This window comes from Actinomadura spongiicola, from assembly GCF_003432485.1.
Classification (GTDB): Bacteria; Actinomycetota; Actinomycetes; order Streptosporangiales; family Streptosporangiaceae; genus Spirillospora; species Spirillospora spongiicola.
In genome coordinates, this window is sequence record NZ_QVNQ01000007.1 from 166,954 (window position 1) to 193,170 (window position 26,217).

The window sequence follows — 26,217 nt, forward strand, 5'->3', positions numbered from 1 at the left end:
CTGGAGGACCGACACATGACCAGCCCACCGTCCCCGACCCCGCCCGAGTCCGTGATCCGTCCCCGCATCAGGCCGAGGCGGCTGCGCCGGACCGCTCCGCTGCGCCGCCTCGTCGCCGAGACCCGGCTGTCGGCGGCCGACCTCGTCCTGCCGCTGTTCGTCAAGGAGGGCGTGAGCGCGCCCGTCCCGGTCGGCTCGATGCCCGGGGTCCTGCAACACACGCGCGACTCGCTGCGCAAGGCCGCCCGCGAGGCCGTCGAGGCGGGTGTGGGCGGGCTGATGCTGTTCGCCGTCCCCGCGACCAAGGACCCGATCGGCCGGGCGGCCACCGACCCCGACGGGATCCTGAACGTCGCCGTGGCCGACCTCGTCGCCGAGGTCGGGGACGCGACGATCGTGATGGCCGACCTGTGCCTGGACGAGTTCACCGACCACGGGCACTGCGGCGTCCTCACCGACGACGGGCACGTCGACAACGACGCGACGCTCGACCACTACGCGCGGATGGCCGTCGCCCTCGCCGAGGCGGGCGCGCACATGGTCGGCCCGAGCGGCATGATGGACGGCCAGGTCGCCGCCATCCGCGCGGCCCTCGACGCGGCCGGTCACACGGACGTGTCGATCCTCGCCTACGCCGCCAAATACGCCTCCGCGTTCTACGGGCCGTTCCGCGAGGCCGTCGACTCCTCCCTCACCGGGGACCGCAAGACCTACCAGATGGACCCGGCGAACACCGCGGAGGCGCTGCGGGAGATCCGCCTCGACGTCGCCGAGGGCGCCGACATCGTCATGGTCAAACCCGCCATGGCGTACCTGGACGTCGTCCGGCGCGCCGCCGAGACCGTCGAGGTCCCCGTCGCCGCTTATCAGGTGTCCGGCGAGTACGCCATGATCGAGGCCGCCGCCGCCAACGGCTGGATCGAGCGGGACCGCGCCGTCACCGAGACGCTCACGTGCATCCGCCGGGCGGGCGCCTCGATCGTCCTGACCTACTGGGCCACCGAGGTCGCGAGGAGGCTGCCGTGACCGCTCCGAACGGATCGCACGACGTCGTCGTCATCGGCGGCGGGATCACCGGTCTCACCGCCGCGTACCAGATCACCAAGCAGGCGCCGGGACGTTCCGTCGTCGTGCTGGAACGCGCGGAACGGGTCGGCGGCATCGTCGGCTCACGCCACCAGCAGGGCTTCACGGTCGACACCGGCCCGCACGGCTTCGTCGTCTACGGCCCCGGCGGCGTCGGCGACCTCGCCGACGAACTGGATCTCGGGGACGAACTGCTGCTCGCCACCGACGAGGCGCAGAAACTGCTGCTGCTCCGCAACGACGAGGAGCTCCTCACGCTGCCGACGACACCGCGCGAGTTCCTGCGCAGCCCGCTGCTGTCGGCGCGCGGCAAGCTGCGGGTGGCCCTCGAACCGTTGGTCCGGCGGGACCTGCGCGAGGAGCCGGTGTACGAGTTCACCGCGCGGCGCTTCGGGTGGGAGCTGGCCCGGACGCTCGCCGTCCCCGCGGTCCTCGGCGTCACCGGCGGCGACGCGCGGCGGCTCAGCATCGACGCCAAGTTCGCCTACGTCCGCTACCTGGAGGAGCGGTACGGCAGCATCCTGCTCGGCGCGCTGCGCGTCCAGCTGCGCGGGACGCAGACCGGACGGTTCTACGTTCCGCGTCTGCCCAAGTTCGGCGAGTTCGGCATGCGGCTCCACACCTTCCGCGGCCACGGCATGCAACGGCTGATCGACGCGCTGGAGAAGGCGCTCGCCGGGCAGATCCGCCTCGGCACCCGGGCGGAGCGGCTGGAGCGCCGGACGGCGGCGGACGGTCGCCGCTGGCGAATCGTCCTGGAGGACGGCGCCGCCCTGGAAGCCGACCACGTCATCCTGGCGCTGCCCTCGTACACGGCCGCAGAGTTCCTCGAACCGCACCTGCCGGACGCGGCGTCCGCGCTGGCGTCCGTCCCGCATCCGGACGTGCGCGTCGTCGCGCTGGCCTACCGGCGCGACGACGTCCGGCGCGAACCCGGGGGCATCGGCTTCCTGACGATCCCCACCGACCGGACCCGCATCCTCGCCACCATCCACACCTCCACGATCTTCCCCGAGCAGGCGCCCGAGGACATGGTCCTGATCCGCACGCTCGCCGGCGGAGTGCAGGACCCGGCGTTCTCCTCGCTGTCGTCGGACGAGGCCGTCCGCATGGTGCACCAGGACCTGGTCCACATCTTCGGCGTCCACGGCGAGCCGGTGTTCGCCTTCGACCACCTGTGGCGCCGGGCCATCCCCGAGTACCCGCTCGGGCACCGCGACCGGATCGCGGACGTGCTGCGCGACGTCGCCGGGAGCGGGGGGCTGCACGTGGCCGGGAACACCTACCACGGCGTGGGTATCAACGACTGTGTCCGCGACGCGCGCCGTGTCGCAGCGGACGTGGCCGGAGAGCTGACCGGCTGACGAACCGTGTCCCGGGAGGGCAGCAGTGTCCGCACCTCGACCCGCTCACCGGTGGTTGTGCCTGGCCACGCTCAGCGTCGGCATCTCGTTGATCATGGTGGACGGCACGATCGTCAACGTCGCGCTGCCCACCGTGATCACCGATCTGCGGATCACCGCGACCGAGGCCGAATGGGTCAACGCCGGGTACATGCTGGTGTTCGCGGCCCTGCTGCTCCCGGCCGGGCGGCTCGGCGACGTCCTCGGGCACCGCCGCCTCTTCGGCCTCGGCGTGGTGACGTTCGTCGTGGCCAGCGCCCTCGCCGGGCTGGCCCAGGGCGGGGCGACCCTGCTGGGCGCACGCCTCCTCCAGGGCGTCGGCGCCGCGATGATCCTGCCCGCCACCCTCTCCACGATCAACACCGCCTTCCGCGGCCGGGACCGGGCCATGGCCTTCGGGGTGTGGGGCGCGGCCATCGGCGGCACCGTGGCGATCGGCCCGGTCCTCGGCGGCTGGCTCACCGACGCCTACGGCTGGCGCTGGATCTTCGCCGTCAACGTGCCGCTCGGGCTGCTGGTCCTGGCGGGCACCGCGCTGTGGGTGCCGGAGAGCCGCGACCGCACGGCGGCGCTGCGCACCGGCATCGTGGGCACGCTGTCGGCGAGCGCCGGTTTCGCCGCCCTGGTTCTCGTGCTGATCGAGGGGCAGTGGTACGGCTGGTGGACGCCGACGCGGCCGTTCGAGGCCGGTTCCTTCACCTGGCCGTTCGACGCCGTCTCGCCCATCCCGCCGGTCGCGGCGCTGGGCGTCCTCCTCATCGGCGTGTTCGTCGTCGCGACCCGGCGTCGGCGCCGACGCGGCGAACCCGTCCTGCTGGACGTGACGTTGTTCGCCATTCCGAGTTTCCGCATCGGCAACGCCGCGATCGCCATCGTGGGCCTCGCCGAGTTCGGGCTGGTCTTCGTCCTGCCGCTGTACCTCCAGTCCGCTCTCGGGCTGAGCCCGTTACACGCCGGTGTGATCATCCTCGCGCTCGCCCTCGGCTCGCTGCTCGCCGGGCCCGGCGCCGGGCCGCTCACCCAGCGGTACGGCCCCCGCCGGGTCGTCCTGGCGGGGCTGCTCCTGGAGACGGTCGCGATCGCCGCGATCGGCGTCGTGATGAGCCCGTCCGGCAACCTGTGGCCGATGGCGCTGCTGCTCTTCGGCTACGGCGTGGGCGTCGGTCTGGCCAGCGCCCAGCTGTCGAACATGGTGCTCGCCGACGTTCCCGTCGAACGCTCCGGGCAGGCGTCCGGGGCGCAGAACACCACCCGGCTGTTCGGGTCCGCGCTGGGCATCGCCGTGCTCGGCACCGTCCTGGTCTCCCTGCTCGGCGCCGACGTGGACGACCGGCTCCGCGCGATGGAGAACCTGCCGCCGCAGACGCGGGAGACCGTGTCGGCGTCCGTACGCGACAGCCTCGGCGCCACGATCCCGGATCTGCGGTACGCCCCCGAGACCGCCCCGGCCGCCGCCGAGGCCGAGCGCGCGCTCACCCGGGCGGCCCGCACGGTCACGTTCCTGACGGCGCTGTTCATGCTCGCCGGATTCCTGTTGAGCCTGCGGCTGCCCCGCGACGCCGGACTCCGCGGACACGCGAGGAAGGCGCCGGGGGGCACGCTCGAAAAGACCGCCGAACACTGACGCGGGAGGGTCATTCCGCCTGAGCCGCCGCGCGGGCCGCGTGCGGCAGGGCGTCGACGACCCGCTCCAGCGCGGCGTCGTCGTGCGCGGCCGACACGAACCACGCCTCGAAGCTCGACGGCGGAAGGTACACGCCACGTTCGAGGGCGGCGTGGAAGAAGGCCGCGTACCGTGCCGTGTCCTGCGCCCGCGCGTCGTCGTAGTCGTGGACGTCCGCGTCGCGGAAGAACACCGAGAACAGGTTGCCGCCCCGCTGGACGCGGTGGGGGACGCCCTCCTTGTCCAGGGCCTCGGCCACGGCGGACGCCAGGGTCGCCGAGGCCCGGTCCAGGTGGGCGTAGACGTCGGGGGTGGCGTGCCGCAGCGTCATCAGCCCCGCCACGGTCGCGAGCGGGTTCCCCGCCAGGGTCCCGGCCTGGTAGACGGGCCCGGCGGGCGCCACGGCGTCCATGAGGTCGGCCCGTCCGCCGAACGCGGCGGCCGGGAGCGCGCCGCCCATGACCTTCCCGAAGGTCATCAGGTCGGCGTCAACCGGGTCCAGGCCGTGCCAGCCGGACGGTGACACCCGGAAGCCCGTCAGCACCTCGTCCATGACGAGCAGGGCACCGTCGCGGCGGCACAGGTCTCGCAGCAGCGCGTTGAACCCGGGCCGTGGCGGCACGACGCCCATGTTCGCCGGGCACGCCTCCGTGATCACGCACGCGATCCGGCCCGGGTACCGGACGAAGACCTCCGTCACCGCCGACACGTCGTTGTACGGCAGGACGATCGTGTCCGCCGCGGCCGCCGCCGGGACGCCCGGCGAGTCGGGCAGCCCGAAGGTCGCGACCCCGGAGCCCGCCGCGGCCAGCAGCCCGTCGGAGTGGCCGTGATAGCAGCCCGCGAACTTCACCAGCTTCGCCCGCCCGGTGACGCCGCGGGCCAGCCGGATCGCCGACATCGTCGCCTCGGTCCCCGAGCCGACGAGCCGGACCTTCTCCACGGGGGCACGGCGCACGATCGCCTCGGCCAGCTCGACCTCCTCGCCGGTCGGCGCGCCGTACGACGTCCCCCACAGCGCGGTGTTGCGCACCGCCTCCACGATGACCGGATGGGCGTGCCCGAGCAGCGCCGCGCCCCAGGAGCAGACCAGGTCGACGTACTCGTCTCCGTCGACGTCCACCAGGTACGGTCCGCGCCCGGAGGCGACGAACCGTGGGACGCCGCCGACCGCTCCGAACGCCCGGACCGGGGAGTTGACCCCGCCCGGGATCACCCGCCGCGCACGGTCCCACAACTTCTCCGAACACTCCATCCGGCTCATCGCGTCTCTCCCGTCCGTCCTACTCGTCGGCGTCCGCGACCGTGACGGTGCCGGGCGGCGTCTTGTACCAGTCGTGGACGTCGGAGATCTCGGCGATATGGCCCTTGACGACCTCACCGGGCCGCTCCTCCTCGCCCACGGCGAGCACGAACCGCGCGGGCACCGGACCGGTGATCTCCATCGTGTAGGTGCCCTGCTCGGCCGACATGCGCCCGACGCTGTAGCTGATGTACGACGTGTCGGTGTACGGCTCGTCGAACACCTCGCTGCGGTTGGCGGTGAACACCTGCGTCTCCCCGGACGGCGCCACGAGCGTGAGGGTGGGAAGCCGCTCCGGCGGGATGTCGGTCTCCGGCGGGAGCTTCGGAATGAGCATCTCCACGTAGAGGACGTCGTCCTTCTCCAGGTCGGCCTGCACGGCGCGCTTCTCACCGGGCTCGTCGATGACGCCGTAGAAGGCGAAGGACACCTTCCCGTCCGGGAGCTTCGGCGCGGCGAGCGCGTCCTTGTTGAGGCTGGTCAGCACCACCGGCAGGTGGGCGGCGAGGACGCCGCCGCGCACATCGCCCGCGGCGGCGACCAGGGCCCCGAACCCGGCGACGGCCGCCTGCGCCCACCAGCCCAGGCGGCGGGGGATGGTCAGTTCGAACTTCATGATGTCTCCTCCAGATCGGGTCGTGTCGTGGTGGCCGTGTCGCGGGAGTAGCGGAAGACGCAGACCCGGGCCCCCTCGGCCCGTCGCGCCAGCGCCCGGACGCGCAGGCGTGGGAACGCCCGCCGGGTCGCCTCCAGTTCGAGGTCGCACAGCAGGGGTTCGGTCTGGGCCGCGTCGAGGCCGAGTTCCTCGGCGGCGGTGACGCAGGTGCAGGTCAGCGCGATCTCGATGGCCGCGTCCTCGTCCGGGCGGGAGTCGTCGACGACCTCGTGGACCAGCCCGGCGGCCTCCAGCCAGGGCAGGGCGCGGGCCATGCCCTCGGCGAGCGAACCGGCCTCCACCGCGGGGCCGAGCCGGGCGGCCTGCTTGTCGGGCAGGCCGTCCAGCATCTCCTCCCGGGCCCGCTCCGGGCCCTGTTCGGCGCGCAGTTCGAGATGGCGGCGCAGCTGCTCGCAGAGGCCGCGCCGGAGTCTCGGGTCGGTGATCTCAGGCAAGACGAACCCCTCTCAGCCGAGCGGCGTTCATGGACGGCGCGTTCACGGCCCGCGCGTTCACGGCCCGCGCGTTCGCAGGCGGGGCGTCCTCGGCGGCCAGGGTGACGCAGGCGTGGGCGAGGAGCGCGAGGGTGATGTAGCGGTACCAGGCCTTCCACAGCCGGACCTCGTAGTGGTCCAGGCCGACCTCGTGCCGGGCGGACTCCACGCACGACGGCGCCCGTTCCGCGCGGCGCGCCACGTCGACCAGTTCGCGCAGGGACGCGGACGGGGGAGCCGAGCAGAGGTACACGCGCGTCCGGCGGATGTCCCTCCGGACCAGCAGCCACTGGGCGGGCCGCCGGTCGCCGCCGCGGCGGAGCAGGGCGCGCGCCGAGTGGCAGACGCTGCTGCGCCGCACCGGATCGTCATGGTCGGGGGTCGGCAGCCAGTCACGCGGCGGGATGCCCGCGATGATCTCCTCGGGCACGGCCTGGACCGTCCGGCCGTCGAGCGGCAGCAGCAGCCGCTCGTCGGGCCGCACCCCGAGCACGTGGGGGACGCCGCGCTCGGTGAGCCACCGGCGCAGCTCGGCGTCCTGGCCGTACGGGCTCGACGCGGCCACCCAGGAGGCGGGCGTGCGCGCCGCCACGGCGCGGCGGATCATCTCCCGGCCCAGCAGCCCCCGGTCGCGGTACGGCACGTCGGCCGGTACCCGGGCGCGGGCCCGCCGGGCCGGGTCGCGCGCCCACCGCGTCGGCAGGTACAGCTCCCGGTCGACGATCGCCTGGGCGCGCGGGGCGGAGTAGGTGAGGAAGACGGCGACCTGGCAGTTCTCCACGACGCCCGTGGACGGGGAGAGCTGCGGTGACACGCCGACCGAGCGGTCGCCCTTCTTGCTGAACCCGGCCTCGTTCAGGACCAGCACGGACCGTGGGTCACCGAGGTGCTCCACGATGACGTCGCGCAGGTCGTCCCTGAGCGCGTCGGCGCTCCACCGCGCCGACGTCAGCAGCCGCTGCATGCCGTCCGGTCGCGGCTCCCCGGCGTTCTCGGCGAGCCGCCGGCCGTTGCGGCGCTCGGCCGAGGACACCATTCCGCGGAGGAAGGCGAAGGCGCGGTCACGCGGCTCGGCGCGGGCGAAGCGGGGGGCGATCGACCGGTGCAGACGCCGCAGCATCAGTTCCGTCCGGTCGGCGTACGCCCCGTGCGGCACCGGCGGTCGGGCCGGGCCGAGGCCGCGGGGGGAGCCGGGGCGAACCCGTAAGGGGTCCACGACGGGTGCGGACTGTCGTGGAGTCGAATGTGGGGGAAGGTCGTTCTTCCATGAACCCGTTTTCACAGTTTCAGCCATTCACCCAGACGGTTTCGTTGTTCTCCTGCGATTACGACACCGTCATAGTAATCTGGCCCGCGATCAGCTGTCTTCCGTCAGAGGTTGATCTTTGACGGGGGAAATCGGATGGCCATGGAGGGATCAACGAATCGTCGTGGAATGCGATCGGAAGTTGATCAACGGGCGGTCGGATCGCGCCGGATCGAGTTCCCCGTCCGTGGAGAAGGCACCGGGTGTGGATCAACATATGTGGATCGCGCCGACGCTCGCCCTGCTGGACGAATGGAGCCGCACGACGCGCCGGGTTCCGGTGCCCTCCGGCGCGCGAACATATATGCAGCCTAAACGCATTTGCGAATAATTTGCAATAGCGATCGCGCGGCAACCGGCGCGCCGTGACCGTTCGGAAGAGAGTTCGGCGACCCCGCTCAGCACGCGGTGGTCGGCGCCTCCACCACCAGGCCCTGCCGGTAGGCGAAGGCGACGACCTGCGTCCGTCCGGACATGCCGAGCTTCGAGGTGATGTGATGGATGTGGGAGCGCACGGTCGCCGTGGAGACGTGCAGTTCGGCGGCGACCTCCTCGTCGGACATCCCGCTGGAGACCAGTTCCAGGACGGTCCGTTCGCGCCGGCTCAGGGCGTCCACGACCGAGGTCTGCGCCCGCGACGCCATCGGCACCCGCGACGCCCACTCCAGCAGGTGCCGCGTCATCGTGGAGGTGAGCACGGCCCCGCCCGCCGCGACCGACCGGATCGTGCGGACGAGCTCGGACGGCGGGCTCTCCTTGCTCGCCACCCCCCGAACACCCGCCCGCAGCGCGTCCAGCAGCGAGTCCTCGTGCGTGGGCGTCGTCATCACGATGACGCCCGGAGCGTGCTCCGCGCCGACGTCGAGGATGCGGCGGACCAGGTCCAGGACGTCGGTGTCCGGTAACGGCAGCCCGACGAGGACCACGTCGGGAGCGTGCTCGCGCGTGAGCGCGACGAGCCGGTGGGCGTCGCGGGTCTCCCGGACGACCTCGATGTCACGTTCCGCTTCGAGGACGGTGCGCACGCCGAGCAGGGTGAGCGTCTGCTGGTCGTGAACCAACACGCGCACGGTCATCCGCGCCTCCGCGCAAGCCGCCGCCCGCCGTCGCACGACGCCCCCGGACGTTTTCGTCGGGCCGCGACCCCCCAGAACGGTCGCGGCCCGCGTTCACCGGCATGGTTCATCTTCCCCGGCCGCACTCCGCGCGCCACGATGGTCGCCCCTCCGCACGATCCCCTTGGCCATGGCCGTCAGGCTCAGCCCGGACCTCCGCCGAGAACACTGTGGGCGACCACTCCTTGCACCCCCGAGTCACTTTCCGTAATCACCCCTGTCGTGCCCCTTTCACTGTGTATACATGCCGGTCAGCGCATAGGCAATGCGTTCGAGGGTGCGGGACGCCTGACCAAAAGTCGATCAAGCAAATGGCGATTTGGAACCCATGGTCATGCGGGGGGACCCGGGATCGTGAGGGCGAGCGCGGGCCTTGAGTCGCGTAGGGGACGGCTGCCGCAGATGGACACCACTGCCGCACATCCCGCGGCTCTCCAAGGAGATTGTTGGCTTTTGAAACATCCGGGGAGGCGATTCTTCGGCCGTGCGGATGTTCAGGTCCAGAAAACCGCCACCGCCACGTTCGTGAGGGCGAGCGCGCCGATCGCCATGAAGACCGGCTTGTCGAGCGGACGCCTGCGTCCCAGCAGAATGAGGGCCAGCACCACGAGCACGACCAGCAGTTTGACGCCGATCTTGAATTGGTTCATATCGTTGTCGAGCGCGCCCTCGTTCACCCCGACGAGGGCGACGCCGGTCACGAGCTGGGTCAGCGCGCCGTGCAGCATCCCGGTGCCCGGCCGGACCCGGCCCGCCCGCGCCTCGGAGAGCTGGGCGAGGAAACCGCCGATGACGACCGACAGGCCGACGAAGTGAAAGAACAGCAGCAGGAGCCGGACGAACTCCATGGCGACCTCCGTTGGACGGCACGGCGAGCACGCGGATCAATGGGGCAGGGCGACACTACAACACGTAGTACTTCAGCGCCGCGGGGGCGTCCGGCTTCGCGGAGCGACCCGACGGCGGCGCCCTCAGGACGGGTCCGCGCCCAGGCTCCTGAGCACGAACGTGGTGACCCTGTCGGTCGTCTCGTCCACGTCCCGGGTGCCCTGCCCCAGCGGGTAGCGCTCCGCGCCGAGGCAGGCGTGGATCAGATGGGCCGTCGCCGTCGGGTCGCACGGAGCGAACTCCCCGGTCTTGACGCCCTCCTCGATGATGTCGGTGAGAAGCCGCCCCAACGGGCTCACGTGCGCGTGCATCTGCCGGTACCCGTCGGGGCCCAGCAGCGTTGCGAGCTCCGGCCCGGCGGGCTGCGGGTAGGCCGCGAAGTCGGCCAGTTGCCGCCGCACGTAGACGGTGATCCGCTCGGTGGGTGAGACCGCCGGTTCCAGCGCGCGGTGCAGTTCCTCGGTGAACCGGGTCGTCTCGTACTCGGCGTGCGCGATGAGCAGCGCCCGGACGTCGGCGAAGTAGTTGTAGACGACGCTGCGGTTCAGCTCCGCGCGCCCCGCGACCTCCGCCATGGACAGCTTGTCGACGCCGTCCGTCGTCATGATCTCGCGCACCGCGATCAGGATGCGCTCGCGCATGGCGGCGCGATGTTCGTCCAGGGAACCGGAGATTCGAGGCACGATCTGCATGGTAGGCGAAGTCTTTGGAGGTTCCGGAGCGGCCGCCAACTCGGTACTACAACACGTAGATACAAGATGTCGGTATGGTGTCCCTCGTGCTGATCAACGGCAGGGCGGCGTTCCCGCCACCGTCCCCTCGGCCGTCGCCGCCGCCGTCCACCGGCGGACCGGACGGCGCCCACGCGGCGGCCGTCTGCGTGGCCGACGGTCTGACCAGGAGCTTTCCCGGCGCGTCCCGGCCCGCGGTCGAGTCGGTCACCCTCGCCGTGCGGCCCGGAGAGGTGTTCGGGGTCCTCGGACGCAACGGCGCGGGGAAGTCGACGCTGGTCAGGCTGCTCATGGGGCTTCTGCGTCCGGACCGTGGCACGGTCCGGCTCATGGGCGCCGACGTCACCGCGCACGCCGCCCGCGCCGCCGCGCACGTCGCGTACCTGCCGCAGCGCGAGTCCGCGCTCGGCGACATGGACGTGCGCACGGCGGTGGAGACCACCGCGCGCCTGCGCGGGATGTCCCGGGTCCGGGCCCGCGCGCAGCGCGCCGACGTGCTCGCCGAACTCGGCCTCACCGGCCTCGCCGGGAAACGGGTCGCGCGGCTCTCGGGCGGGCAGCGCAGGCTCGTCGGTGTCGCCGCCGCCCTCGTCGCCGACCGTCCCCTGCTCGTCCTCGACGAACCGACCACCGGGCTCGACCTCGACGCCCGCCGCGCCGTCTGGGACGCCATCGAACGGCGCCGCGACGGCGACGGCACCTCGGTCGTCCTCGTCACCCACGACGTCCGGGAGGCGGAGACGGTGCTGGACCGCGTGCTGGTCCTGAGCACCGGCCGAACCGTCGCCTGCGACACGCCCGGCCTCCTGAAGGAGGGGCTCGGCGGGCTGGTGCGCCTCGAACTCGCCTGGCGGGACGACCCGCCGATCGACGCCCGCGACATCGCCGACCACGTCGCGGTGCGGGGGCGCCGCTGGTCCGTCCGCCTCCCCGTCGACGAGGCGCGGCGCGCCCTCGACGACGTGCTGGCCGGGCCCGCCTACGCGGCCCTGGACGACTTCGTCCTCGCCCCGCCCTCCCTGGAGGACGTGCTCCTCGCCGACGGCATCGAGGAGGACCGTTGACGATCGCCTGCCGCCGGAGTCCGGCGCCGAAGGCCCTCACCCCCCTGCCCACCACGATCGCGGCCGTCTACATCGCCCAACTCGGACGGGCCCGTGCGGGCGGCGGCGCCGTCGTCGTCATCGCCACCGTGCAGTCCCTCGCGATCCTCGCCCTGCTGCGCGGCCTCGGCCGCGCCGCCGCCCCGGACGTCCGGGCCGCCATCGTGTCGGGCGCGATCCTGACCGTCGTGGCGTTCATCGCCTGGAACCTGCTCGCCCAACGCCTCTCCGCCTTCAAGGCCGGTGGGGGACTCGAATACTTCGGCGCCCTTCCCGTCCGCCCGTCCGCCGTCATCCTCGGGTTCTGCGCCTGCTACGCGACGTTCGCCGTCCCCGGCGTCGTCATCACCGCCATCGCCGGAACCGCGATGTTCTCGCTGCCGATCACCCATCTGTGGGTGCTCGTCCCGGCCGTCCTCGCGTCCGGCGTGGCCCTCGGCGGGCTCGGCGCCCTCAGCGGCCTCGGCCCGTCCCGTCCGGAGTTCGCCGCGCTCGCGGGCCAGTTCGGGCTCACGCTCGTGATCTTCTTCGGGCTCGTCCCGCCGCAGTCGCTGCCGGACTGGCTCCGGTCCGCGCGGGCCGTCGCCCCGCTCGCCTACGACATCGACGCGCTGGCCTCGGCGCTCACCTCGACCCCCGACTGGCCGGGAATCGCCCTCCGGCTGGTCGGGTCCGTCCTGTTCGGCGCGTGCTGCCTGGCCGCCGCCGCCCGCTCCTACCGCACCGCACTCGACCGCTGAGGAGAATTCATGCCGTCCGACTCGACCCTGGCGACGCTGAGCGACAACCTCACCAACGGCGCCACCGCGATCTACCTGTTCGCCGCCCTGGCGTTCGCCGCGGTCTTCGCCTACCGCCGCACCCGGGAGACCGTCCACGCCGAGGCCCCCGCGGAGAGGGTCGCCGAACGGGTCCTCGTCGGCGTGGGCGGCGGCGTGGGCGGCGGCGCGGCCCCCGCCGAGAGCCCGCCGCCACCGCCCGAGGTCCCCCGGCAGAGCAGCGTGTTCACCGCCGACTCCCTGAGCCGCTGGGCCGTCGGCCTCACCGTCGTGGGCTGGGCCGTCCACCTGGGCGCGCTCACCGCCCGCGGGTTCGCCGCCGACCGCGCGCCGTGGGCGAACATGTACGAGTTCGTGTGCTCGGTCGTCTTCGCGGCGGTGACGGCGCTGCTCGTCCTGTTCACCCGCAACCGGGCGTACTACCTCGGCGTCTTCGTGATGTTCCCCGCCGTCCTCGGCATGGGCCTGGCCACCACCACCCTGTACACCCCGGTCAGCGCGCTCCAGCCCTCACTCCAGTCGTACTGGCTGGCCATCCACGTCCTCGCCGCCATCATCGCGAGCGGCGCGTTCACCGTGGCCACGGCCCTGACCGCCCTGTACCTGTACCGCGACAGGAACGCCGGGACCGGGCCCGCCACCGGCCTCTCCACGCTCGCGTCCCTGGCGACCCGGCTCCCGTCCGCCCGGACCCTCGAACGGCTGGCCCGCCAGACCGTCGTCTTCGCCTTCCCCATCTGGACGTTCGCCATCATCGCGGGCGCCATCTGGGCCGACAGCGCCTGGGGCCGCTACTGGGGCTGGGACCCCAAGGAGGTCTGGGCGTTCATCACCTGGACCGTGTACGCCGCCTACCTCCACGCGCAGGCCACCACCGGCTGGCGCGGACGCCGATCCGCCATGATCTCCCTCGCCGGCTACGCCTGCCTGATGTTCAACCTCGTCGGCATCAACATCTGGGGTTCCGGCCTGCACTCCTACGCGGGCCTGTAACGACCACGGCTGCCGCCCCACCACGGGGCGGGGCGGCAGCCGTGCCGGACCGGAAGGCCGCGGTGGGCTTCACGGCGCCGGTGTCAGGGCCTCGATCAGGTCGCGGATGACGCCGCGGTGGTCGCCGGGACGCCAGGCGACGGCCAGTTCGCAGGGGGACAGGCCCGTGACCGGGATGCTCGTGATCCCCGGCCGCCGGTAGATCTCGGCGTTGCCGGCGGCGAGCAGGACGACGGCGCCGCTGCTCTCCAGCGCGGCGAAGGTCTCCTCGGCGTTGGTCACGGTCGCGCAGACGATCGGCGGACGGCCGTCGCGCTCGTCGATCGCGAGCCAGTGGTCGCGGAGCCGGCCCGCGCTCTCGGGGAGTGCCAGGAACGCCTCGTCCAGGAGTTCGGCGAAGTCGACCTCGGTACGTCCGGCCAACCGGTGGTCGTGCCGGAACGCGACCCAGCGCGGCTCCCGGGCCACGACCCTGACGTTGAGGTCGTCCTGGCCGGGGAACGGCAGCCAGAGGAACGCCACATCGACCTCGCCGTCGGCCAGGCCCGCGGTGGGATCGTTCCAGTTGACCTGTCGTACCCGCAGGTCGCAGCCGGGGCGGCGCTCGGTGAAACGGTTCCGCAGCGTTTCCAAGAGGCCGCGTCCGACGCTGGTCGACATCCCCACGGTCAGCCGTGACGACTCGGTCGCCGCGGCGTCGCCGACGGCGCGCTGCGCCTCGTCCCACCGCTGGAGCAGTTCGCGGGCGATCGGCAACAGGGCCTCGCCCGGCACGGTGAGCCGCACCTCCCGCCGGTCGCGCTCGAACAGCCTCACCCGCATCAGCTCCTCGAGCTGGCGGATCTGCTTGCTGAGCGCCGGCTGCGAGATGAACAGGCGCTCGGCCGCGCGGGTGAAGTTGAGTTCCTCCGCCACGGCCACGAAATATCTCAGGTCACGCAGATGTGCATCCATAACCGCCGGTTATTACAGCAGGTATTGGACGTTCCCCGGTAATCGACGCCAGGATGGCGGCATGAGCGACACGGACGATCGCCTTGCGATCATCGAGACCTGCACCCGTATGGCCTGGCACGCCGACCAGCGTGAATGGGACCGGCTGGGCGAGGTGTTCGCGGACTCGGTGACCCTGGACTACACCAGCCTGAACGGTGGCGACCCGGCCGTGCTGACACCCGCGCAGATCGTCGAGGCGTGGTCGGGCGTGCTCGGCGCGTTCGACGCCACCCAGCACCTGATCACGAACCATCTGGTCACCGTCGACGGGGACACCGCCGTCTGCACGGCCGCGTTCCAGGCCACGCACCGCCTCGCCGACCCGTTCGGCTCGTCGCTGTGGACGCTCGGCGGCGACTACCGCTTCGACCTGGTCCGGTCGGACGGCGCGTGGCGGATCGGCGGCGTGGTGATGACCGCCACGTGGGGCGACGGCAACAGGCACCTGATGACCCTGGCGGCGGGACAGGGATGATCGCGCTCGTCACCGGCGGCAACCGGGGGATCGGCCGGGAGGTGTGCCGCGCCCTGGCCGGGCTCGGTCACACCGTCCTGCTCACCGCCCGGTCGCCGGAGGCGGCCGAGCGCGCGGCCGGGGAGCTCGACGGAGACGTCGTCCCGCTCCGGCTCGACGTCACCTCCGCGGACGACGTCGCGGCGGCCGCGGCCACCGTCGCGGAACGGTACGGACGCCTGGACGCCCTGGTCAACAATGCCGCGATCACCTACGACACCTGGCAGGGCGCCGTGTCGGCCGACCTGGACGTCGTCCGCGAGGCCGCCGAGACGAACCTGTACGGGCCCTGGCGACTGACCCAGGCGCTGCTGCCGCTGCTGCGCGGGAGCGCGCATCCCCGGATCGTGAACGTGTCCAGCGAGGCGGCCTCGCTGACCAACATGGGCGGCGGCACCCCGGCGTACAACTCCACGAAGGTGGCCCTCAACGCGCTGACCCGCATGCTGGCGGCCGAGCTGCGCGGCGACGGCGTCCTGGTGAACGCGATCTGCCCGGGCTGGGTCGCGACGGAAATGGGCGGCCCCGGCGGCCGTCCCGTCTCCGCGGGCGCGGCCGGTGTCGTCTGGGCGGCCACGCTCCCCGACGACGGCCCGACCGGCGGCTTCTTCCGCGACGGCCGCCCCCTCCCCTGGTGACCTCTCCGATGAAGGACGATGCGATGATCTTGGTGACGGGCGCGACGGGCAATGTCGGCTCCGAGGTGGTCCGGGCCCTGGCCGCGGCCGGCCGACCCGTCCGGGCGCTGGTGCGCAGACCGGACGCGACACCGCTGCCGGACGGCGTCGAAGCCGTGACCGGCGACCTCAACCGTCCCGAGAGCATGACCGGGGCCCTGGAGGGGGCCCGAGCGGTGTTCCTGCTCCCCGGGTACGCGGACATGCCGGGCCTGCTGGCCGAGGCCCGCCGCGCGGGAGTCGAGCACGTCGTGCTGCTGTCGGGCGGCTCCGCCGGGCTCGGCGACATGACCAACGCGGTGACCCGGTACATGGCCGCGTCCGAGACCGCCGTGCGGGAGTCCGGACTGTCGTGGACGTTCCTGCGGCCGAGCGCCTTCATGTCCAACGCTCTGCGCTGGCTGCCGCAGCTGAAGTCCGGTGACCAGGTGAGGGTCCCGTTCCCGGACCTCCCCACGGCGACCATCGACCCGTACGACCTGGGGGCCGTGGCCGCCCGCGCGCTGCTGTCGGACGAGTACCACGGCGAGATCCTCTGGCCGACCGGCCCGGTCGCGATCCTGCCCGCCGAGCAGGTCGCGGTGCTGGGCGAGGTCCTCGGCCGCGACCTGAGGTTCGTGGGCCTGACGAACGAGGAGGCGCGCGCCGACATGCTCGCCGACATGCCCGCCGAGTACGTGGACGCGTTCTTCGACTTCTACGTCAACGGCTCACTCGACGAGTCGATCGTCCGCCCGACCGTCCGCGAGGTCACCGGCCGCGAGCCCCGCACCTTCGAGCAGTGGGCACGGGCCCACGCGGACGACTTCCGCTGAAGTCCCCGCGCAAGGGACCTCGACGCACCGGCCGCCGCGTCACGGCACCTGCCTCGATTGCGCCAGGTGCCGTGGTGCGCTCAGCTCAGCGCGTTTCCGTGCCGACCGCGACGGGCTTCGTGTGCGCACGGTCATAGGCGTCCCGGGCGGCGCCGATCGCGTCCTGGTGGCGCAACGCCCACGCCGCGAGTTGTTCGAAGGCGCCCTTCAGTTCGCGGGCCATCGCGGTGGCGGTGTACTCGACCTTCGGAGGGACGGTCGGGTACACCGTGCGGACCAGCATCCCGTCCCGTTCCAGGTTGCGCAGCGTCCGCTTCATCAACGGCCGCCGCGAATACGGGAGCCAGGTGCGGGATCGCCTTGACGAACGGCGGGCCACCGGCTCCGCCCGAGGACGGCGGAACCAGTGCTCACTCGGGCGGGCTTGTGGTGGCGAGTTCCTAGGTTCCTTGTCGCCGGCGCGCACCCAGGCTTGGCGGGCCTGGTGCGCGTTCGGTTAGGGGGTAAGGATCGCGGCGGCCGCTTCGGCTGTTCGCGGGTGGGCGCGTATGAGCGAGGCGACCGCGGGTGGGAGCGCGGTCGCCGTGGTGTCCGCCGGGTTCGGCCAGGACGGGTCGTGGCCCAGCAGGGCCGCCGTCGCGGAAACGGGCTCACGGTGCGTGGCCAGGAGCGCTGCCACAGCAGTGTTGGTCGGGGCCGCTCGCAGGGACCCGGGAGGTTCCGGGGAAGGAGTCCAGGGAGGTGTCCAGGCGTCCACGGCCGGGAGGGTGGCCGGGAAGGTGCGGTCGGCCTCGCCGATCAGGACGGGGAGCATCTCCGCGGCCTGCTCCTTGAGCGTGGTGATCAACCTGGGCAGCCAGGGCAGCAGGATCGTGTCGGGCAGGCGGCCGAACGCCTTGGACAGCAGCTCCACGACCAGCGGGGAGAGCGACGGGACGGCGTCCAAGGCTTGCACGAAGCCGCTCAGGTACTGCGGGAACGCGCCGACCAGCATGGGGTTGTCCAGCAGGTCGTCGCAGCGGCGACGCAGGTCGGCGAGCGGGCGCAGGCCCAGCTGGGACTCGGCCGCCCACAGCAGGGCGACCTTGGCCGGGTCCTCGGGATGGGACTGCTTGACCGCCAGTTCCAGCTGGGTGTGGTCGCACCCCAGCGAGATCGCCAGGCTTTCCAGGCTGACCAGGAAGCCCAGCATCGCCGCGACCTGCCGTACGCCGGTGTCGTCGTCGGTGAACGCCGTGGGCAGCAGCGTGCAGTAGTGGGCGTAGCCGGTGGTCACGAAATCCTCGCACCAGCGCGGAAGAGCCGGTTCCGTCGCCCTGTAGTGGGTGAGGAGCCGGCGGACGCGGCGCAGAACCTCGGGGGCGTCGTCCACGGTGCGTTCGCTCGAAAGCAGTTCGACCGCGCGGGCGCCGAGTTCGTTCGTGAAGCGGCGGCTGCGCAGGTAGAGGAGGGATTCCTCGACCGCTTCGAGTGCCGTGGCGGCCGTCGCCTTCGGGTCGTGGACGGATTTGCGCAGTCGCTGCTCCAAGACCTGCTCGACGGTGACGCCCTCGTAGCCGAGTTCGACGAGGTGGCGCTGGTTCCGGCCGATCGCCAGGTCCCAGCTCTCCTGGATGGGGCGTTCGCCCAGGCGGCGCGAGCCCATGATCGGACGGACGGCGTCGTCGGGCAGAAGGCGGCGCAGAACCCACAGAAGGTCGGAGCAGGGTTCGAGGTCGGGCTCGGTCGCGAAGTCGAGCAGGGCCCGCTGGATCTGGCGTTTGTCCAGGGCGAGGCCCAGCGGACGGAGCCGGTCGAAGACGTCCTTCGCCAGCGGCGGGAGCGCCTCGTAGGCGACCTGGCCGATCCGGTCGCCGCCGAGCAGGATCTCGCACAGCCGCCGGACGTCGCGGCGGCCCGGCACGGCGTCCTTCTCGATACAGGTGATCGCCGCGTCCTGGAAGTCGTACGGCGTGGGACGGGCGCGCCCCCGCAACCCGGCCAGCAGCATCGACGTCTCGAACACCGCGATCGCGTCGGCCGTGCTGGACAGGTAGCCGTTGCGGCGCGCCAGCCGGACGATGTCCACGGACCAGCCGAGCAGCTCGGCCTCGTCCAGACCGTCCGGCGCGGGCGCGTTCGACAGGAACCCGCTCAGCCGGTCGGCCACCGGAGCCGAGGGGGCGGGCGCCGCCGGCTTCGGCGCGGCCGTCTTGCGCGTGCCGCGCTGCCCGGCCAGGCGGAACGGCTTGACCCGCGTACGCTTGAGCGCCTTCTCCCAGGTCGTCGCGGCGACCGACACCGAGCCCGGCGCCAGCCCGAACTGTGCCTCGATCGCCGAGTGACTGGACGGGATCAGCCCGTACTGCCACCGGGTCGCGGTGCGCGGCGCGATGTCGAAGCCCGCCGTGGACCGGAGCCCGAACTGCTCCACGCGGCTGGAGGCGTGGAAGGCGCCGCACACGTGCAGGCAGCGGGACGGGTCGGCGCCGGACGAGGCGAGATGCTCGCGGATCCGCGTCCACATGTACCGCTCGCGGTCCTCGTCGGTGGTCAGGCGCCGGTCGTCGCCGGGCCGCAGCCGCCGGAACAGGCTGCCGATCAGCACCATGACCTGCCGGTAGGTGTCGTAGTCGGCGCCCGTCAGCGGCTGCTCGACGTACTGGTCCCACCATTCGGACCAGTGCCGCACCTTGCCGTGCCGCAGCAGATGCTCCTCCAGCTCGGCGAACCCGGGACGCAGATCGCCGATCTCGATCCCGACCGCGTCACCGTGCAGGGCCCCGTCCTCCTCGTCCTCACCCGATCGGGCGGGCGACTCGTCGGGAAGGTCCAGGGGTTGCCACTGGAAGACGTGGTCGGACGAACGGTCGACCAGCACCAGCTCCACGTCCGGAGTCTCCAGGGCGTAGGCGATCGCCTGGTACTCGGCCGATGCCTCGGTGATCGGCGCGACCACGCTCAGCGGCGCCTGGTCCTGCGGAAAGCCGTCCAGTTCGGACGCGAACGCCTGCAACGCCACGGGCAGCCGGCAGTTGCGCAGCTCGTCCAGCAGGGGACGCAGGTCCTCGCACAGCTCCAGGTAGATCACCCGCGGCTGCTTCTCCCGCAGCCGCCGCGCCATCGCCAGCGCCGAGGCGGGCGAGTGATGGCAGACCGGGAAGATCTCCAGTTCCTCGCGCAGCGCCCGGTCGACGTCGTCCACCAGCCCGGCGAGAATGTCCGGCAGCCCGCGCGGCCCACCGGCGAACTCCTCGGCGGCCCCCGACAACTGCTCCCGCAACGCTCCGAACGGCCCGGTCGCGGCGTCGACTCCGACTTCGCTCACCCCTGCCCCCCTCTCTCGATCATGACGGGCTCGGTCATGACGGGCTCGGTCACGACAGCTTCGCGATCGCTTCGCGCCCGCCTTCCAGGAAGCCCTCCCAGGGGCCGCCCTCGTCCTTGCGGCCACGGGGCTCGACCACTCCATGCCAGAACTTGTTGAGGACGGCGAGGTCCTCGGGGGAGCGGCGGGCGAGTGATCCGACGAGTGAGCTCGCCAGGGTCTCGGCCTTCAGGGCGCGGTCGCCGAAGAACTGGCTGTGCAGGATCGCGTCCTCCAGCACGCCGATCTGCTCGGCCGTGGACAGCGCCGACTCCAGCTTCTCGTCGTCGCTGGTGGCCGAGGTGGACGCGGCGCGCAGGTCGGCGAAGCTCTGCAGCAGGATGTCCAGCAGCGTCGGCGGGACGTCCAGCTCGATCGAGTGCCGCCGCATCAGCTCCGCCGTGCGGAACCGGACGATCTCCGCCTCGCTCTTCTTGTTGGTCACCACCGGGATGCGGACGAAGTTGAACCGCCGCTTCAGCGCCGACGACAGGTCGTTGACGCCGCGGTCCCGGCTGTTGGCCGTCGCGATGATCGAGAAACCGGGTTTGGCGAAGACGATGTTGTCATCGTCCAGCTCCGGGATCGAGACGTACTTCTCCGACAGGATGGAGATCAGCGCGTCCTGGACGTCACTGGTGGAGCGGGTCAGCTCCTCGAACCGGCCGATCACGCCCCGCTCCATCGCGGTCATGATCGGGGACGGGATCAGCGACTCCCGGGACTGCCCCTTGGCGATCACCATGGAGACGTTCCACGAGTACTTGATGTGGTCCTCGGTCGTGCCGGCCGTGCCCTGGACGACCAGGGTGGAGTCGCGGGAGATCGCGGCGGACAGCAGCTCGGCCAGCCAGCTCTTACCGGTGCCGGGGTCGCCGATCAGCAGCAGACCGCGGTCGGACGCCAGCGTGACGATGGCGCGCTCGACGAAGCTCCGGTCGCCGAACCACTTCTGCCCGATCTCGCGGTCGAGGCCGTCCGAGCGCTCGGACCCGAGCACGAACAGCCGCACCATCCGGGGGCTGAGCCGCCAGGCGAACGGCTTGGGACCGTCGTCGACCGACTCCAGGTAGTCGAGCTCCTCGGCGTACTTGGCCTCGGCGGGGGCGCGCAGCAGTTCGTCGGACATCGCTCTCCTCGTCTTTCGGGACGTCGGGCAGATGAGGCTTCCCGGTGCGGCGGGGCTCTCCGGCGGGTCGGCTCTCCGGATACGGCCCCGCCCTCGGGCGGTCAGAGTTCTGACAAGGCCGGTTCTTCGGGAACGGTTCTTGTCCGGAGGCGCGAGCACGCGGCCGAGAGCCCGGCCGTCGCGGGGGTCACGGGAGGAAGTTCTTCAGCTCGTCCACCAGCTTCTGGATGCGGCCGGAGATCACCGGGGTGCCGAGCCGCTTGAAGCGCTCCCGGAACCACGGGTTCACGATCTGGGTGCCTGAGCTGGTCACCGACCCGACCGGGATGAACTTCACCTCCGACCGGTGCACCGCCTCGATCCCCTCGAACAGCTGCGGGGGGTCGGACTCGTAGAAGTCCGAGATCCACACCATCACCGTGTCGCGCGGATCGGTGATCTTCGGACGGGCCATGTTCATCGCCACCCGCCCGTCGGTGCCACCGCCGAGTTTGGTGCGCAGCAGCATCTCGAACGGGTCGTGGACCCATGGCGTCAGGTCCAGCGCACGCGTGTCGTAGGCGATCAGGTGGACGTCCACCTTCGGCAGCCCGGCGAAGATCGACGCCAGGATCGTGCAGTTCACCATCGAGTCGACCATCGAGCCCGACTGGTCCACCACCACGATCATCTTCGCGGGCGTGGTGCGCTTGGCGGTCTGCTTGTAGAACAGCCGGTCGACGTAGAGCCGCTCGTCCTCGGGGCTCCAGTTGGTGAGGTTCTTCCAGATCGTGCGGTCGATGTCGAGGTTGCGGAACACCCGCTTCGGCGGGACGGAGCGGTCGATCGTCCCCGACGAGGACTTCTCCACCTGCGTGCGCAGCACCTGGGCGACCTCGTCGACATATCGTCGGATCAGCGACTTGGCGTTGGCCAGCGCCACCCCCGACAGGTTGGCCTTGTCCCGTAGCAGCTGCTCGATCAGCGACATGCTCGGCGTGAGTTTGCCCGCCAGCTTCGAATCGGCCAGTACCTCGCGCAACGCCATCCGCTTGACGAGGTCACCCTCCATCTCCGACAGGGTTCCCGCGAGTTCCTGTGCGCCCTCCTCACCGAGCGTCGCCTTCAGACATGAGGCGTCCTTCTGCCAGGCCGCGAGCTGGGTCGCCGTCACGTTGCCGTTGCCATTACAGGGCGCGAACACGTTGAGCAGCAACTTCGACACCAGCGCGGCCCGCCGCACCCGCATGGCGGAGCCACCGGAGTCGTCCGCGGGCGCCAACAGGCCGTCGAACTCCGGCTCCAGCTCGGGGAACCGCTGGAAGACGTTGTCCATCGAGACGCCCGGGTCGAGCAGCGCCGGAGGCAACCCGAGGTCGTCGACGATCGCGACACTGGCCGATTCGAGCGCGGGCTGCTCGTCGGACGCGAACAGCCGCGCCATCAGCCGCCAGTAGAGCACCTGCCGCCGATTCGCGTCCGGCCCTTCCCCGGCCTCGACGCCCTCTATCCCGGTCACTTCCGCAGCAGCCTTCCCGCGCGTTCGCGTAGCACGGCCACGGCGTCACCGGCACGGGCCTCGGCCTTCACGACCTTCGGATCCGTCGGGCCGAGCGCCCAGTCACCCGTGTGCGCCTCGACCGGCTTCTTCCTGACCGTGGCCTGGAGCGCGAGGGGCTGGAGCAGCCACCGGCCGCCGTCCCAGCGCACCAGTCCGATGCAGGCCGTGGACGCCTTTACCAGCGCTGGTGTGATCGGTCCGCACGCCGGCAGCCGACCGGCGTCGATCTCCAGGCTGGTGCCGTCGAGCGAGACGGCACCATCGGCGTACCGATATCCCTCCAGCAGCACCGGCTCGGCGATGCGCACCGGGTGCCGGTCCAGCGGCGGGACGGAGGGAGCGGTCGCCCCGCCCAGCCGGACCCGGGCCGTGGTGAACGGGTCGGCGGGCTCTCCGGCCCGCGCCGCGTCCTCTCGCCAGAGCAGGTCGCCGCCGGCGGTCAGCGGCATGTCCGTCACGTCCAGGACGCGCCGTTCGGCCAGCGCCGCCAGGAGCACGGGATAGGCGTTGAGCAGCCGCCACACCGCCGGGCCGACGATCGTGTCGACCTTCGCCGCCGCCACACCGGCCCGCACCAGCCGCGCCTCGCCGCCGTCCGCGGGCTCCAGCACCCCGTGGACCTGCACCTGGACGGCCGTTCCATGCTCGTGGACGTCCACGCCCAGCACCAGTAACCGTCCCGACACCGGCTCCGCGTCGCCCGTCCACGACCCGGCGCGGGCGAGCAGGACGGCCCGCGTCCACAGGTCGGCCCAGCGCCGCTCGGGCACGCGCTCCATGGTCGCGACCGGGCAGGACGCCCGCAGCTCCGAGGCCAGCCCGTCGAGCAGGACCGCGAGCCGCCGCGACGCCGGTTCGCCCCACAGCCCCTCGATCGTCCGCCCGGCCGCCGAGACCAGATCGTGGTCGACGCCGCGCCACCCGGCGATCGCCAGCTCGTGCAGCCACGACCGCGCCCCGGCCAGCAGATTCTCCGGCGTCACGGCGCCGGGCTCCCCGGCGCGATCCTCCCAGGGCGACCTTGACCTGCCCAGTGCGCCGTCGAGGCGTTCCAGCAGGGCGTCGTGGACGGCGCCGAGCAGCGCGGCCCGTCCGCCCGCCAGCGTCGCGAGCCGGTCGTCGCCGATCGACCCGGCGACCACCTTCCCGGCCGCCTCGCCCACCGGCCCGCCGAGCGGCGAGCCGGCCAGCGCGCCCGCGAAGGCCGACAGCGCCGCCGCCTGCCGGTCGCCCATCCGCCCCAGACCGCCGGTGAGCGAGCCGTCGAACCCGGCCACCAGGTCGAGCGCCTCATCGACGGCCTCGGGCGCTCCGACCAGTTCCCGCAACTGCACCGCGAGCATCAGCCCACCGCCCCCGCCGCCGGGAACCAGTGCAACTCGGGAACCGGCTCGGTGCTCTCCGGTACCTCCAGGTAGGCGAGATGCCGCAGGAACCGGCTGAACACCGCCGCCGCGGGCGCCGGGTCCTTGTGGCTGTTCAGGCAGTCGATGAGGTCCTTGCCCTCGCCGACCTCGACGCGCAGATAGCGGGCGACCCGTTCCTGCCCGTACTGGCGGATGCCCTCCGTCACCAGCGCGTCGAGGTGCTTGCACAGATAGAGATCGGTCAGCCCGCCGCACGGCCGGTTGTTGTTGGTGCTGCAACTGTTGCCGTGAGTTCCGGCCGTGATGGACGAGACGTACACGCGGGCCGCGTCGGACCCGCTCGACACCACGCCCTGCAACCGACCGTCCGCCAGTTCGACGAACGGCACCTTCGCAAGCTTCCGTGCCTGGACGGGCGGCACCACCCTCACGGTGCTGCGCCGCTCCCACGCGTCGTCGTCCTCGTCCAAGACCCACGCCCTCCGGTCGCCCGTCGCGATGACGCGTCCGATGATGTCGACCGCCACCGACAGAATCCGCCGCCCACCTGTCATGGATCTCGAACGTCCGGCCGCGATGCTCCGGGGTGGCGGGTCGCTGCCTGGCCTGTGGCGGGCGAAGCCGGTCGAGCCGCTGGGGGAGCCGCAGGTCAGTACTGGTTTGTTCGGGCGTCGCGGGCGATTTCCTTGTCGATCGATTCCGCGGACATCTCCTGGAGGTCCAGGTGGTCTTTGGCGATCCGTCCGAGGGAGGGCAGGGTGCTGCGGTCCGGCCAGGTTTCGGGATCCCACAGGGACGCGCGCAGGAACGCCTTCGCGCAGTGCATATAGAGTTCGTCGACGTCGACGAGGAGGGCGAGGCGCGGTCGCTTGCCCTTGACGGTCAGGTCGTCGAAGAACGGCGCGTCCGAGACGAGCGTCGCGCGACCGTTCACGCGCAGCGTCTCGTTCATTCCCGGCACGATGAACAGCAGCCCGGCATGGGGGTTGTGCAGCACGTTGCGGAGACTGTCGACCCGGTGGTTGCCGGGACGGTCGGCGAGCGCCAGCCGATGGTCGTCCAGGACGAGCACCGATCCGGCGGGGTCCCCGCGAGGCGAGACGTCGCAGGTCCCGTCCGGGTTGGAGGTCGCCAGCAGGACGAACGGCGAGTGCGCGATGATCGTGCGCGCGTGTTCGTCGATCCGGCCGATGTCCTTGTCCCAGATGTGCTGCGCGGGCGGCCTGATGATCTCCCGGAGTTCGGCCTCGGTGCGCACCGTCTGGATCTCGGAGGGCTTCACGGGCCCCACACTAGGGCAGGCCCGCTCCGCCACCCCGCCGCCACGTTGCCTAGAATGCCGCTTATGTCCGACCGTGTACTTCCGTGACCAGGGAGTTCCGCGCGCTGCCCACCCTGGCGGCGGGGCCGGTCGAGATGCCGTCGGCGATCCAGAGCTGGGCCGAGGACTTCACCCGCGACATCGTCTGGAACGAGCATTCCCATCCGTTCCATGAGCTTCTCTGGAACGAGTGGGGCGCGTCGACGTTCGTGGTGGGGTCGCGGGTCTGGACGGTCACCTCCACCGTGGGCCTGTGGATGCCCGCGGGCACGCTGCATTCCGGCTCGGCGCCCGCGGGCACTCGGTGCCGGGCCGGATTCTTCGGATTCGGCGCCACGTCCTCCATCTCCCCGACGCCGGTCGGTGTCGAGATCACGCCGCTCCTGCGGTTGCTGCTGGAGCGGCTCGCCGACACGGAACTGGCGTCCGAGTCGCGGGCGGTGACCGAGGCGATGGTGGTGGACGTCCTCGTCCCGTCGTCGCGTGAGCTGCTCGTGCGGATGCCCGCCGGCGAGTTGTTGCGGCCGATCGCCGACGCCGTCCGGAGCGATCCGGGCGATCGGCGGACGCTGGCGGACTGGGCGGTCCGGCTGGGTGTGAGCGCCCGTACGATCAGCCGGGCGTTCAACGACGAGACGGGCATGAGCTTCGTGCGGTGGGTCGCGAGGGTGCGCGCCCAGCATGCGATCGAGTTGCTGGCCCGAGGTCGGGAGATCGACGCCGTCGCCGAGGAGGTCGGCTACCGCTCGGCGAGCGCGTTCGGCGCCGCGTTCCGGCGGACGACCGGGCTGACCCCGGGAGCGTTCCGCGCGCCCTGACCCGTCCGGCACGCCGTACCGCGCCGCCCGCGGTGTCCGAATCTCGACAACGGATGTCCAAAACGAGTGATTGCGACAGACCGTTCGCCTCTTCTAAGGTGCGAGCAAGGTAAGCCTTGCCTAACTAGGCGCGGTTTGCGGCAGTACGGTGTACCGCTCCACGGACGCACACCCG

At 71.8% G+C, this 26,217-nt stretch carries 25 protein-coding genes; 10 read left to right on the forward strand and 15 right to left on the reverse strand.

Annotated features, from left to right (window positions below):
• The first annotated feature begins 15 nt into the window (after positions 1 to 15).
• Genes hemB through D0T12_RS22775 form a run of 3 tightly spaced genes read left to right on the forward strand, consistent with a single transcriptional unit; the run spans position 16 to position 4,113 of the window.
• Positions 16 to 1,026, forward strand: a complete 1,011-nt coding sequence (gene hemB / locus D0T12_RS22765; protein ID WP_117401719.1) for a porphobilinogen synthase — start codon at positions 16 to 18, stop codon at positions 1,024 to 1,026.
• The gene (gene hemG / locus D0T12_RS22770; RefSeq protein WP_158581597.1) at positions 1,023 to 2,450 is read left to right on the forward strand and encodes a protoporphyrinogen oxidase; all 1,428 of its coding nucleotides are present in this window, start codon (positions 1,023 to 1,025) and stop codon (positions 2,448 to 2,450) included. Before hemB ends, hemG begins: the two co-directional genes overlap by 4 nt.
• Before the next feature lie 25 nt (positions 2,451 to 2,475).
• Positions 2,476 to 4,113: an MFS transporter gene (locus tag D0T12_RS22775; RefSeq protein WP_147339601.1), complete on the forward strand. Its 1,638-nt coding sequence runs from the start codon at positions 2,476 to 2,478 to the stop codon at positions 4,111 to 4,113.
• A gap of 10 nt (positions 4,114 to 4,123) precedes the next feature.
• Here the strand turns inward: D0T12_RS22775 and hemL are convergent, their stop codons facing one another.
• The 7 genes from hemL to D0T12_RS22810 form a co-directional block, all read right to left on the reverse strand.
• Entirely contained in the window at positions 4,124 to 5,416 is a 1,293-nt protein-coding gene (gene hemL / locus D0T12_RS22780; protein ID WP_117401721.1) for a glutamate-1-semialdehyde 2,1-aminomutase, read from the reverse strand.
• A gap of 19 nt (positions 5,417 to 5,435) precedes the next feature.
• Entirely contained in the window at positions 5,436 to 6,071 is a 636-nt protein-coding gene (locus D0T12_RS22785; protein ID WP_117401722.1) for a hypothetical protein, read from the reverse strand.
• Positions 6,068 to 6,565, reverse strand: coding sequence for a hypothetical protein (locus D0T12_RS22790; protein WP_117401723.1), 498 nt, complete (start codon positions 6,563 to 6,565; stop codon positions 6,068 to 6,070). Before D0T12_RS22790 ends, D0T12_RS22785 begins: the two co-directional genes overlap by 4 nt.
• Complete coding sequence (locus D0T12_RS22795; protein ID WP_158581598.1) at positions 6,558 to 7,820, reverse strand: IS701 family transposase; 1,263 nt, start codon at positions 7,818 to 7,820, stop codon at positions 6,558 to 6,560. Before D0T12_RS22795 ends, D0T12_RS22790 begins: the two co-directional genes overlap by 8 nt.
• Before the next feature lie 488 nt (positions 7,821 to 8,308).
• A complete protein-coding gene (locus tag D0T12_RS22800; RefSeq protein ID WP_117401725.1) occupies positions 8,309 to 8,986 on the reverse strand; it encodes a LuxR C-terminal-related transcriptional regulator in 678 nt (225 codons plus the stop codon).
• A gap of 533 nt (positions 8,987 to 9,519) precedes the next feature.
• The gene (locus tag D0T12_RS22805; RefSeq protein WP_117401726.1) at positions 9,520 to 9,873 is read right to left on the reverse strand and encodes a hypothetical protein; all 354 of its coding nucleotides are present in this window, start codon (positions 9,871 to 9,873) and stop codon (positions 9,520 to 9,522) included.
• A 123-nt stretch (positions 9,874 to 9,996) separates the two neighbouring features.
• Complete coding sequence (locus tag D0T12_RS22810) at positions 9,997 to 10,596, reverse strand: TetR/AcrR family transcriptional regulator (RefSeq protein WP_158581599.1); 600 nt, start codon at positions 10,594 to 10,596, stop codon at positions 9,997 to 9,999.
• A gap of 83 nt (positions 10,597 to 10,679) precedes the next feature.
• Between D0T12_RS22810 and D0T12_RS22815 the strand changes: the two genes are divergently transcribed.
• Genes D0T12_RS22815 through ccsB form a run of 3 tightly spaced genes read left to right on the forward strand, consistent with a single transcriptional unit; the run spans position 10,680 to position 13,519 of the window.
• Positions 10,680 to 11,708 carry an ABC transporter ATP-binding protein gene (locus D0T12_RS22815; protein ID WP_117401728.1) on the forward strand — a complete coding sequence of 343 codons (1,029 nt, stop codon included), beginning with the start codon at positions 10,680 to 10,682 and terminating at the stop codon, positions 11,706 to 11,708.
• Positions 11,705 to 12,487, forward strand: coding sequence for an ABC transporter permease (locus D0T12_RS22820; protein ID WP_117401729.1), 783 nt, complete (start codon positions 11,705 to 11,707; stop codon positions 12,485 to 12,487). The genes D0T12_RS22815 and D0T12_RS22820 overlap by 4 nt, the downstream gene beginning before the upstream one ends.
• 9 nt (positions 12,488 to 12,496) lie before the next feature.
• The gene (ccsB, locus tag D0T12_RS22825; RefSeq protein WP_117401730.1) at positions 12,497 to 13,519 is read left to right on the forward strand and encodes a c-type cytochrome biogenesis protein CcsB; all 1,023 of its coding nucleotides are present in this window, start codon (positions 12,497 to 12,499) and stop codon (positions 13,517 to 13,519) included.
• A 69-nt stretch (positions 13,520 to 13,588) separates the two neighbouring features.
• Here ccsB and D0T12_RS22830 read toward each other — a convergent pair whose 3' ends face one another.
• Positions 13,589 to 14,473: a LysR family transcriptional regulator gene (locus D0T12_RS22830; protein WP_117401731.1), complete on the reverse strand. Its 885-nt coding sequence runs from the start codon at positions 14,471 to 14,473 to the stop codon at positions 13,589 to 13,591.
• A gap of 61 nt (positions 14,474 to 14,534) precedes the next feature.
• On the opposite strand from D0T12_RS22830, the gene D0T12_RS22835 reads away from it, so the two are divergent.
• Genes D0T12_RS22835 through D0T12_RS22845 form a run of 3 tightly spaced genes read left to right on the forward strand, consistent with a single transcriptional unit; the run spans position 14,535 to position 16,521 of the window.
• Positions 14,535 to 14,990, forward strand: a complete 456-nt coding sequence (locus tag D0T12_RS22835; protein WP_117401732.1) for a nuclear transport factor 2 family protein — start codon at positions 14,535 to 14,537, stop codon at positions 14,988 to 14,990.
• Complete coding sequence (locus tag D0T12_RS22840) at positions 14,987 to 15,667, forward strand: SDR family NAD(P)-dependent oxidoreductase (RefSeq protein ID WP_117401733.1); 681 nt, start codon at positions 14,987 to 14,989, stop codon at positions 15,665 to 15,667. The genes D0T12_RS22835 and D0T12_RS22840 overlap by 4 nt, the downstream gene beginning before the upstream one ends.
• Before the next feature lie 23 nt (positions 15,668 to 15,690).
• On the forward strand, positions 15,691 to 16,521 hold the full coding sequence (locus tag D0T12_RS22845; protein WP_117401734.1) for an NAD(P)H-binding protein: 831 nt from the start codon (positions 15,691 to 15,693) through the stop codon (positions 16,519 to 16,521).
• 85 nt (positions 16,522 to 16,606) lie between these two features.
• On the opposite strand, the gene D0T12_RS22850 is transcribed toward D0T12_RS22845, so the two are convergent.
• From D0T12_RS22850 to D0T12_RS22880, 7 genes are all read right to left on the reverse strand, one after another.
• Positions 16,607 to 16,987, reverse strand: a complete 381-nt coding sequence (locus D0T12_RS22850) for a winged helix-turn-helix transcriptional regulator (protein ID WP_325050840.1) — start codon at positions 16,985 to 16,987, stop codon at positions 16,607 to 16,609.
• A gap of 30 nt (positions 16,988 to 17,017) precedes the next feature.
• Positions 17,018 to 19,828: a DUF5682 family protein gene (locus D0T12_RS22855; RefSeq protein ID WP_117401736.1), complete on the reverse strand. Its 2,811-nt coding sequence runs from the start codon at positions 19,826 to 19,828 to the stop codon at positions 17,018 to 17,020.
• Positions 19,829 to 19,877: 49 nt separating this feature from the next.
• Positions 19,878 to 20,996: an ATP-binding protein gene (locus D0T12_RS22860; RefSeq protein ID WP_117401737.1), complete on the reverse strand. Its 1,119-nt coding sequence runs from the start codon at positions 20,994 to 20,996 to the stop codon at positions 19,878 to 19,880.
• A 187-nt stretch (positions 20,997 to 21,183) separates the two neighbouring features.
• Complete coding sequence (locus D0T12_RS22865; protein WP_117401964.1) at positions 21,184 to 22,419, reverse strand: vWA domain-containing protein; 1,236 nt, start codon at positions 22,417 to 22,419, stop codon at positions 21,184 to 21,186.
• A gap of 71 nt (positions 22,420 to 22,490) precedes the next feature.
• Positions 22,491 to 23,879, reverse strand: coding sequence for a hypothetical protein (locus tag D0T12_RS22870; protein ID WP_117401738.1), 1,389 nt, complete (start codon positions 23,877 to 23,879; stop codon positions 22,491 to 22,493).
• Positions 23,879 to 24,457, reverse strand: a complete 579-nt coding sequence (locus D0T12_RS22875; protein ID WP_233526234.1) for a hypothetical protein — start codon at positions 24,455 to 24,457, stop codon at positions 23,879 to 23,881. Before D0T12_RS22875 ends, D0T12_RS22870 begins: the two co-directional genes overlap by 1 nt.
• Before the next feature lie 95 nt (positions 24,458 to 24,552).
• Positions 24,553 to 25,185, reverse strand: coding sequence for a pyridoxamine 5'-phosphate oxidase family protein (locus tag D0T12_RS22880; RefSeq protein WP_117401739.1), 633 nt, complete (start codon positions 25,183 to 25,185; stop codon positions 24,553 to 24,555).
• An 83-nt stretch (positions 25,186 to 25,268) separates the two neighbouring features.
• On the opposite strand from D0T12_RS22880, the gene D0T12_RS22885 reads away from it, so the two are divergent.
• Positions 25,269 to 26,042, forward strand: a complete 774-nt coding sequence (locus D0T12_RS22885; RefSeq protein WP_117401740.1) for an AraC family transcriptional regulator — start codon at positions 25,269 to 25,271, stop codon at positions 26,040 to 26,042.
• Positions 26,043 to 26,217 lie beyond the last annotated feature (175 nt).

Bases quoted from the DNA above. Each gene is read 5' to 3' on its own strand.
- hemL (WP_117401721.1), bottom strand. From the start codon at position 5,416: ATGAGCCGGATGGAGTGTTCGGAGAAGTTGTGGGACCGTGCGCGGCGG.
- D0T12_RS22805 (WP_117401726.1), bottom strand. From the start codon at position 9,873: ATGGAGTTCGTCCGGCTCCTGCTGCTGTTCTTTCACTTCGTCGGCCTG.
- D0T12_RS22845 (WP_117401734.1), top strand. From the start codon at position 15,691: ATGATCTTGGTGACGGGCGCGACGGGCAATGTCGGCTCCGAGGTGGTC.
- D0T12_RS22860 (WP_117401737.1), bottom strand. From the start codon at position 20,996: ATGTCCGACGAACTGCTGCGCGCCCCCGCCGAGGCCAAGTACGCCGAG.
- D0T12_RS22785 (WP_117401722.1), bottom strand. From the start codon at position 6,071: ATGAAGTTCGAACTGACCATCCCCCGCCGCCTGGGCTGGTGGGCGCAG.
- D0T12_RS22815 (WP_117401728.1), top strand. From the start codon at position 10,680: ATGGTGTCCCTCGTGCTGATCAACGGCAGGGCGGCGTTCCCGCCACCG.
- ccsB (WP_117401730.1), top strand. From the start codon at position 12,497: ATGCCGTCCGACTCGACCCTGGCGACGCTGAGCGACAACCTCACCAAC.
- D0T12_RS22840 (WP_117401733.1), top strand. From the start codon at position 14,987: ATGATCGCGCTCGTCACCGGCGGCAACCGGGGGATCGGCCGGGAGGTG.
- hemB (WP_117401719.1), top strand. From the start codon at position 16: ATGACCAGCCCACCGTCCCCGACCCCGCCCGAGTCCGTGATCCGTCCC.
- D0T12_RS22830 (WP_117401731.1), bottom strand. From the start codon at position 14,473: ATGGATGCACATCTGCGTGACCTGAGATATTTCGTGGCCGTGGCGGAG.
- D0T12_RS22800 (WP_117401725.1), bottom strand. From the start codon at position 8,986: ATGACCGTGCGCGTGTTGGTTCACGACCAGCAGACGCTCACCCTGCTC.
- D0T12_RS22835 (WP_117401732.1), top strand. From the start codon at position 14,535: ATGAGCGACACGGACGATCGCCTTGCGATCATCGAGACCTGCACCCGT.
- D0T12_RS22875 (WP_233526234.1), bottom strand. From the start codon at position 24,457: ATGACAGGTGGGCGGCGGATTCTGTCGGTGGCGGTCGACATCATCGGA.
- D0T12_RS22865 (WP_117401964.1), bottom strand. From the start codon at position 22,419: ATGGCGCGGCTGTTCGCGTCCGACGAGCAGCCCGCGCTCGAATCGGCC.
- D0T12_RS22870 (WP_117401738.1), bottom strand. From the start codon at position 23,879: ATGCTCGCGGTGCAGTTGCGGGAACTGGTCGGAGCGCCCGAGGCCGTC.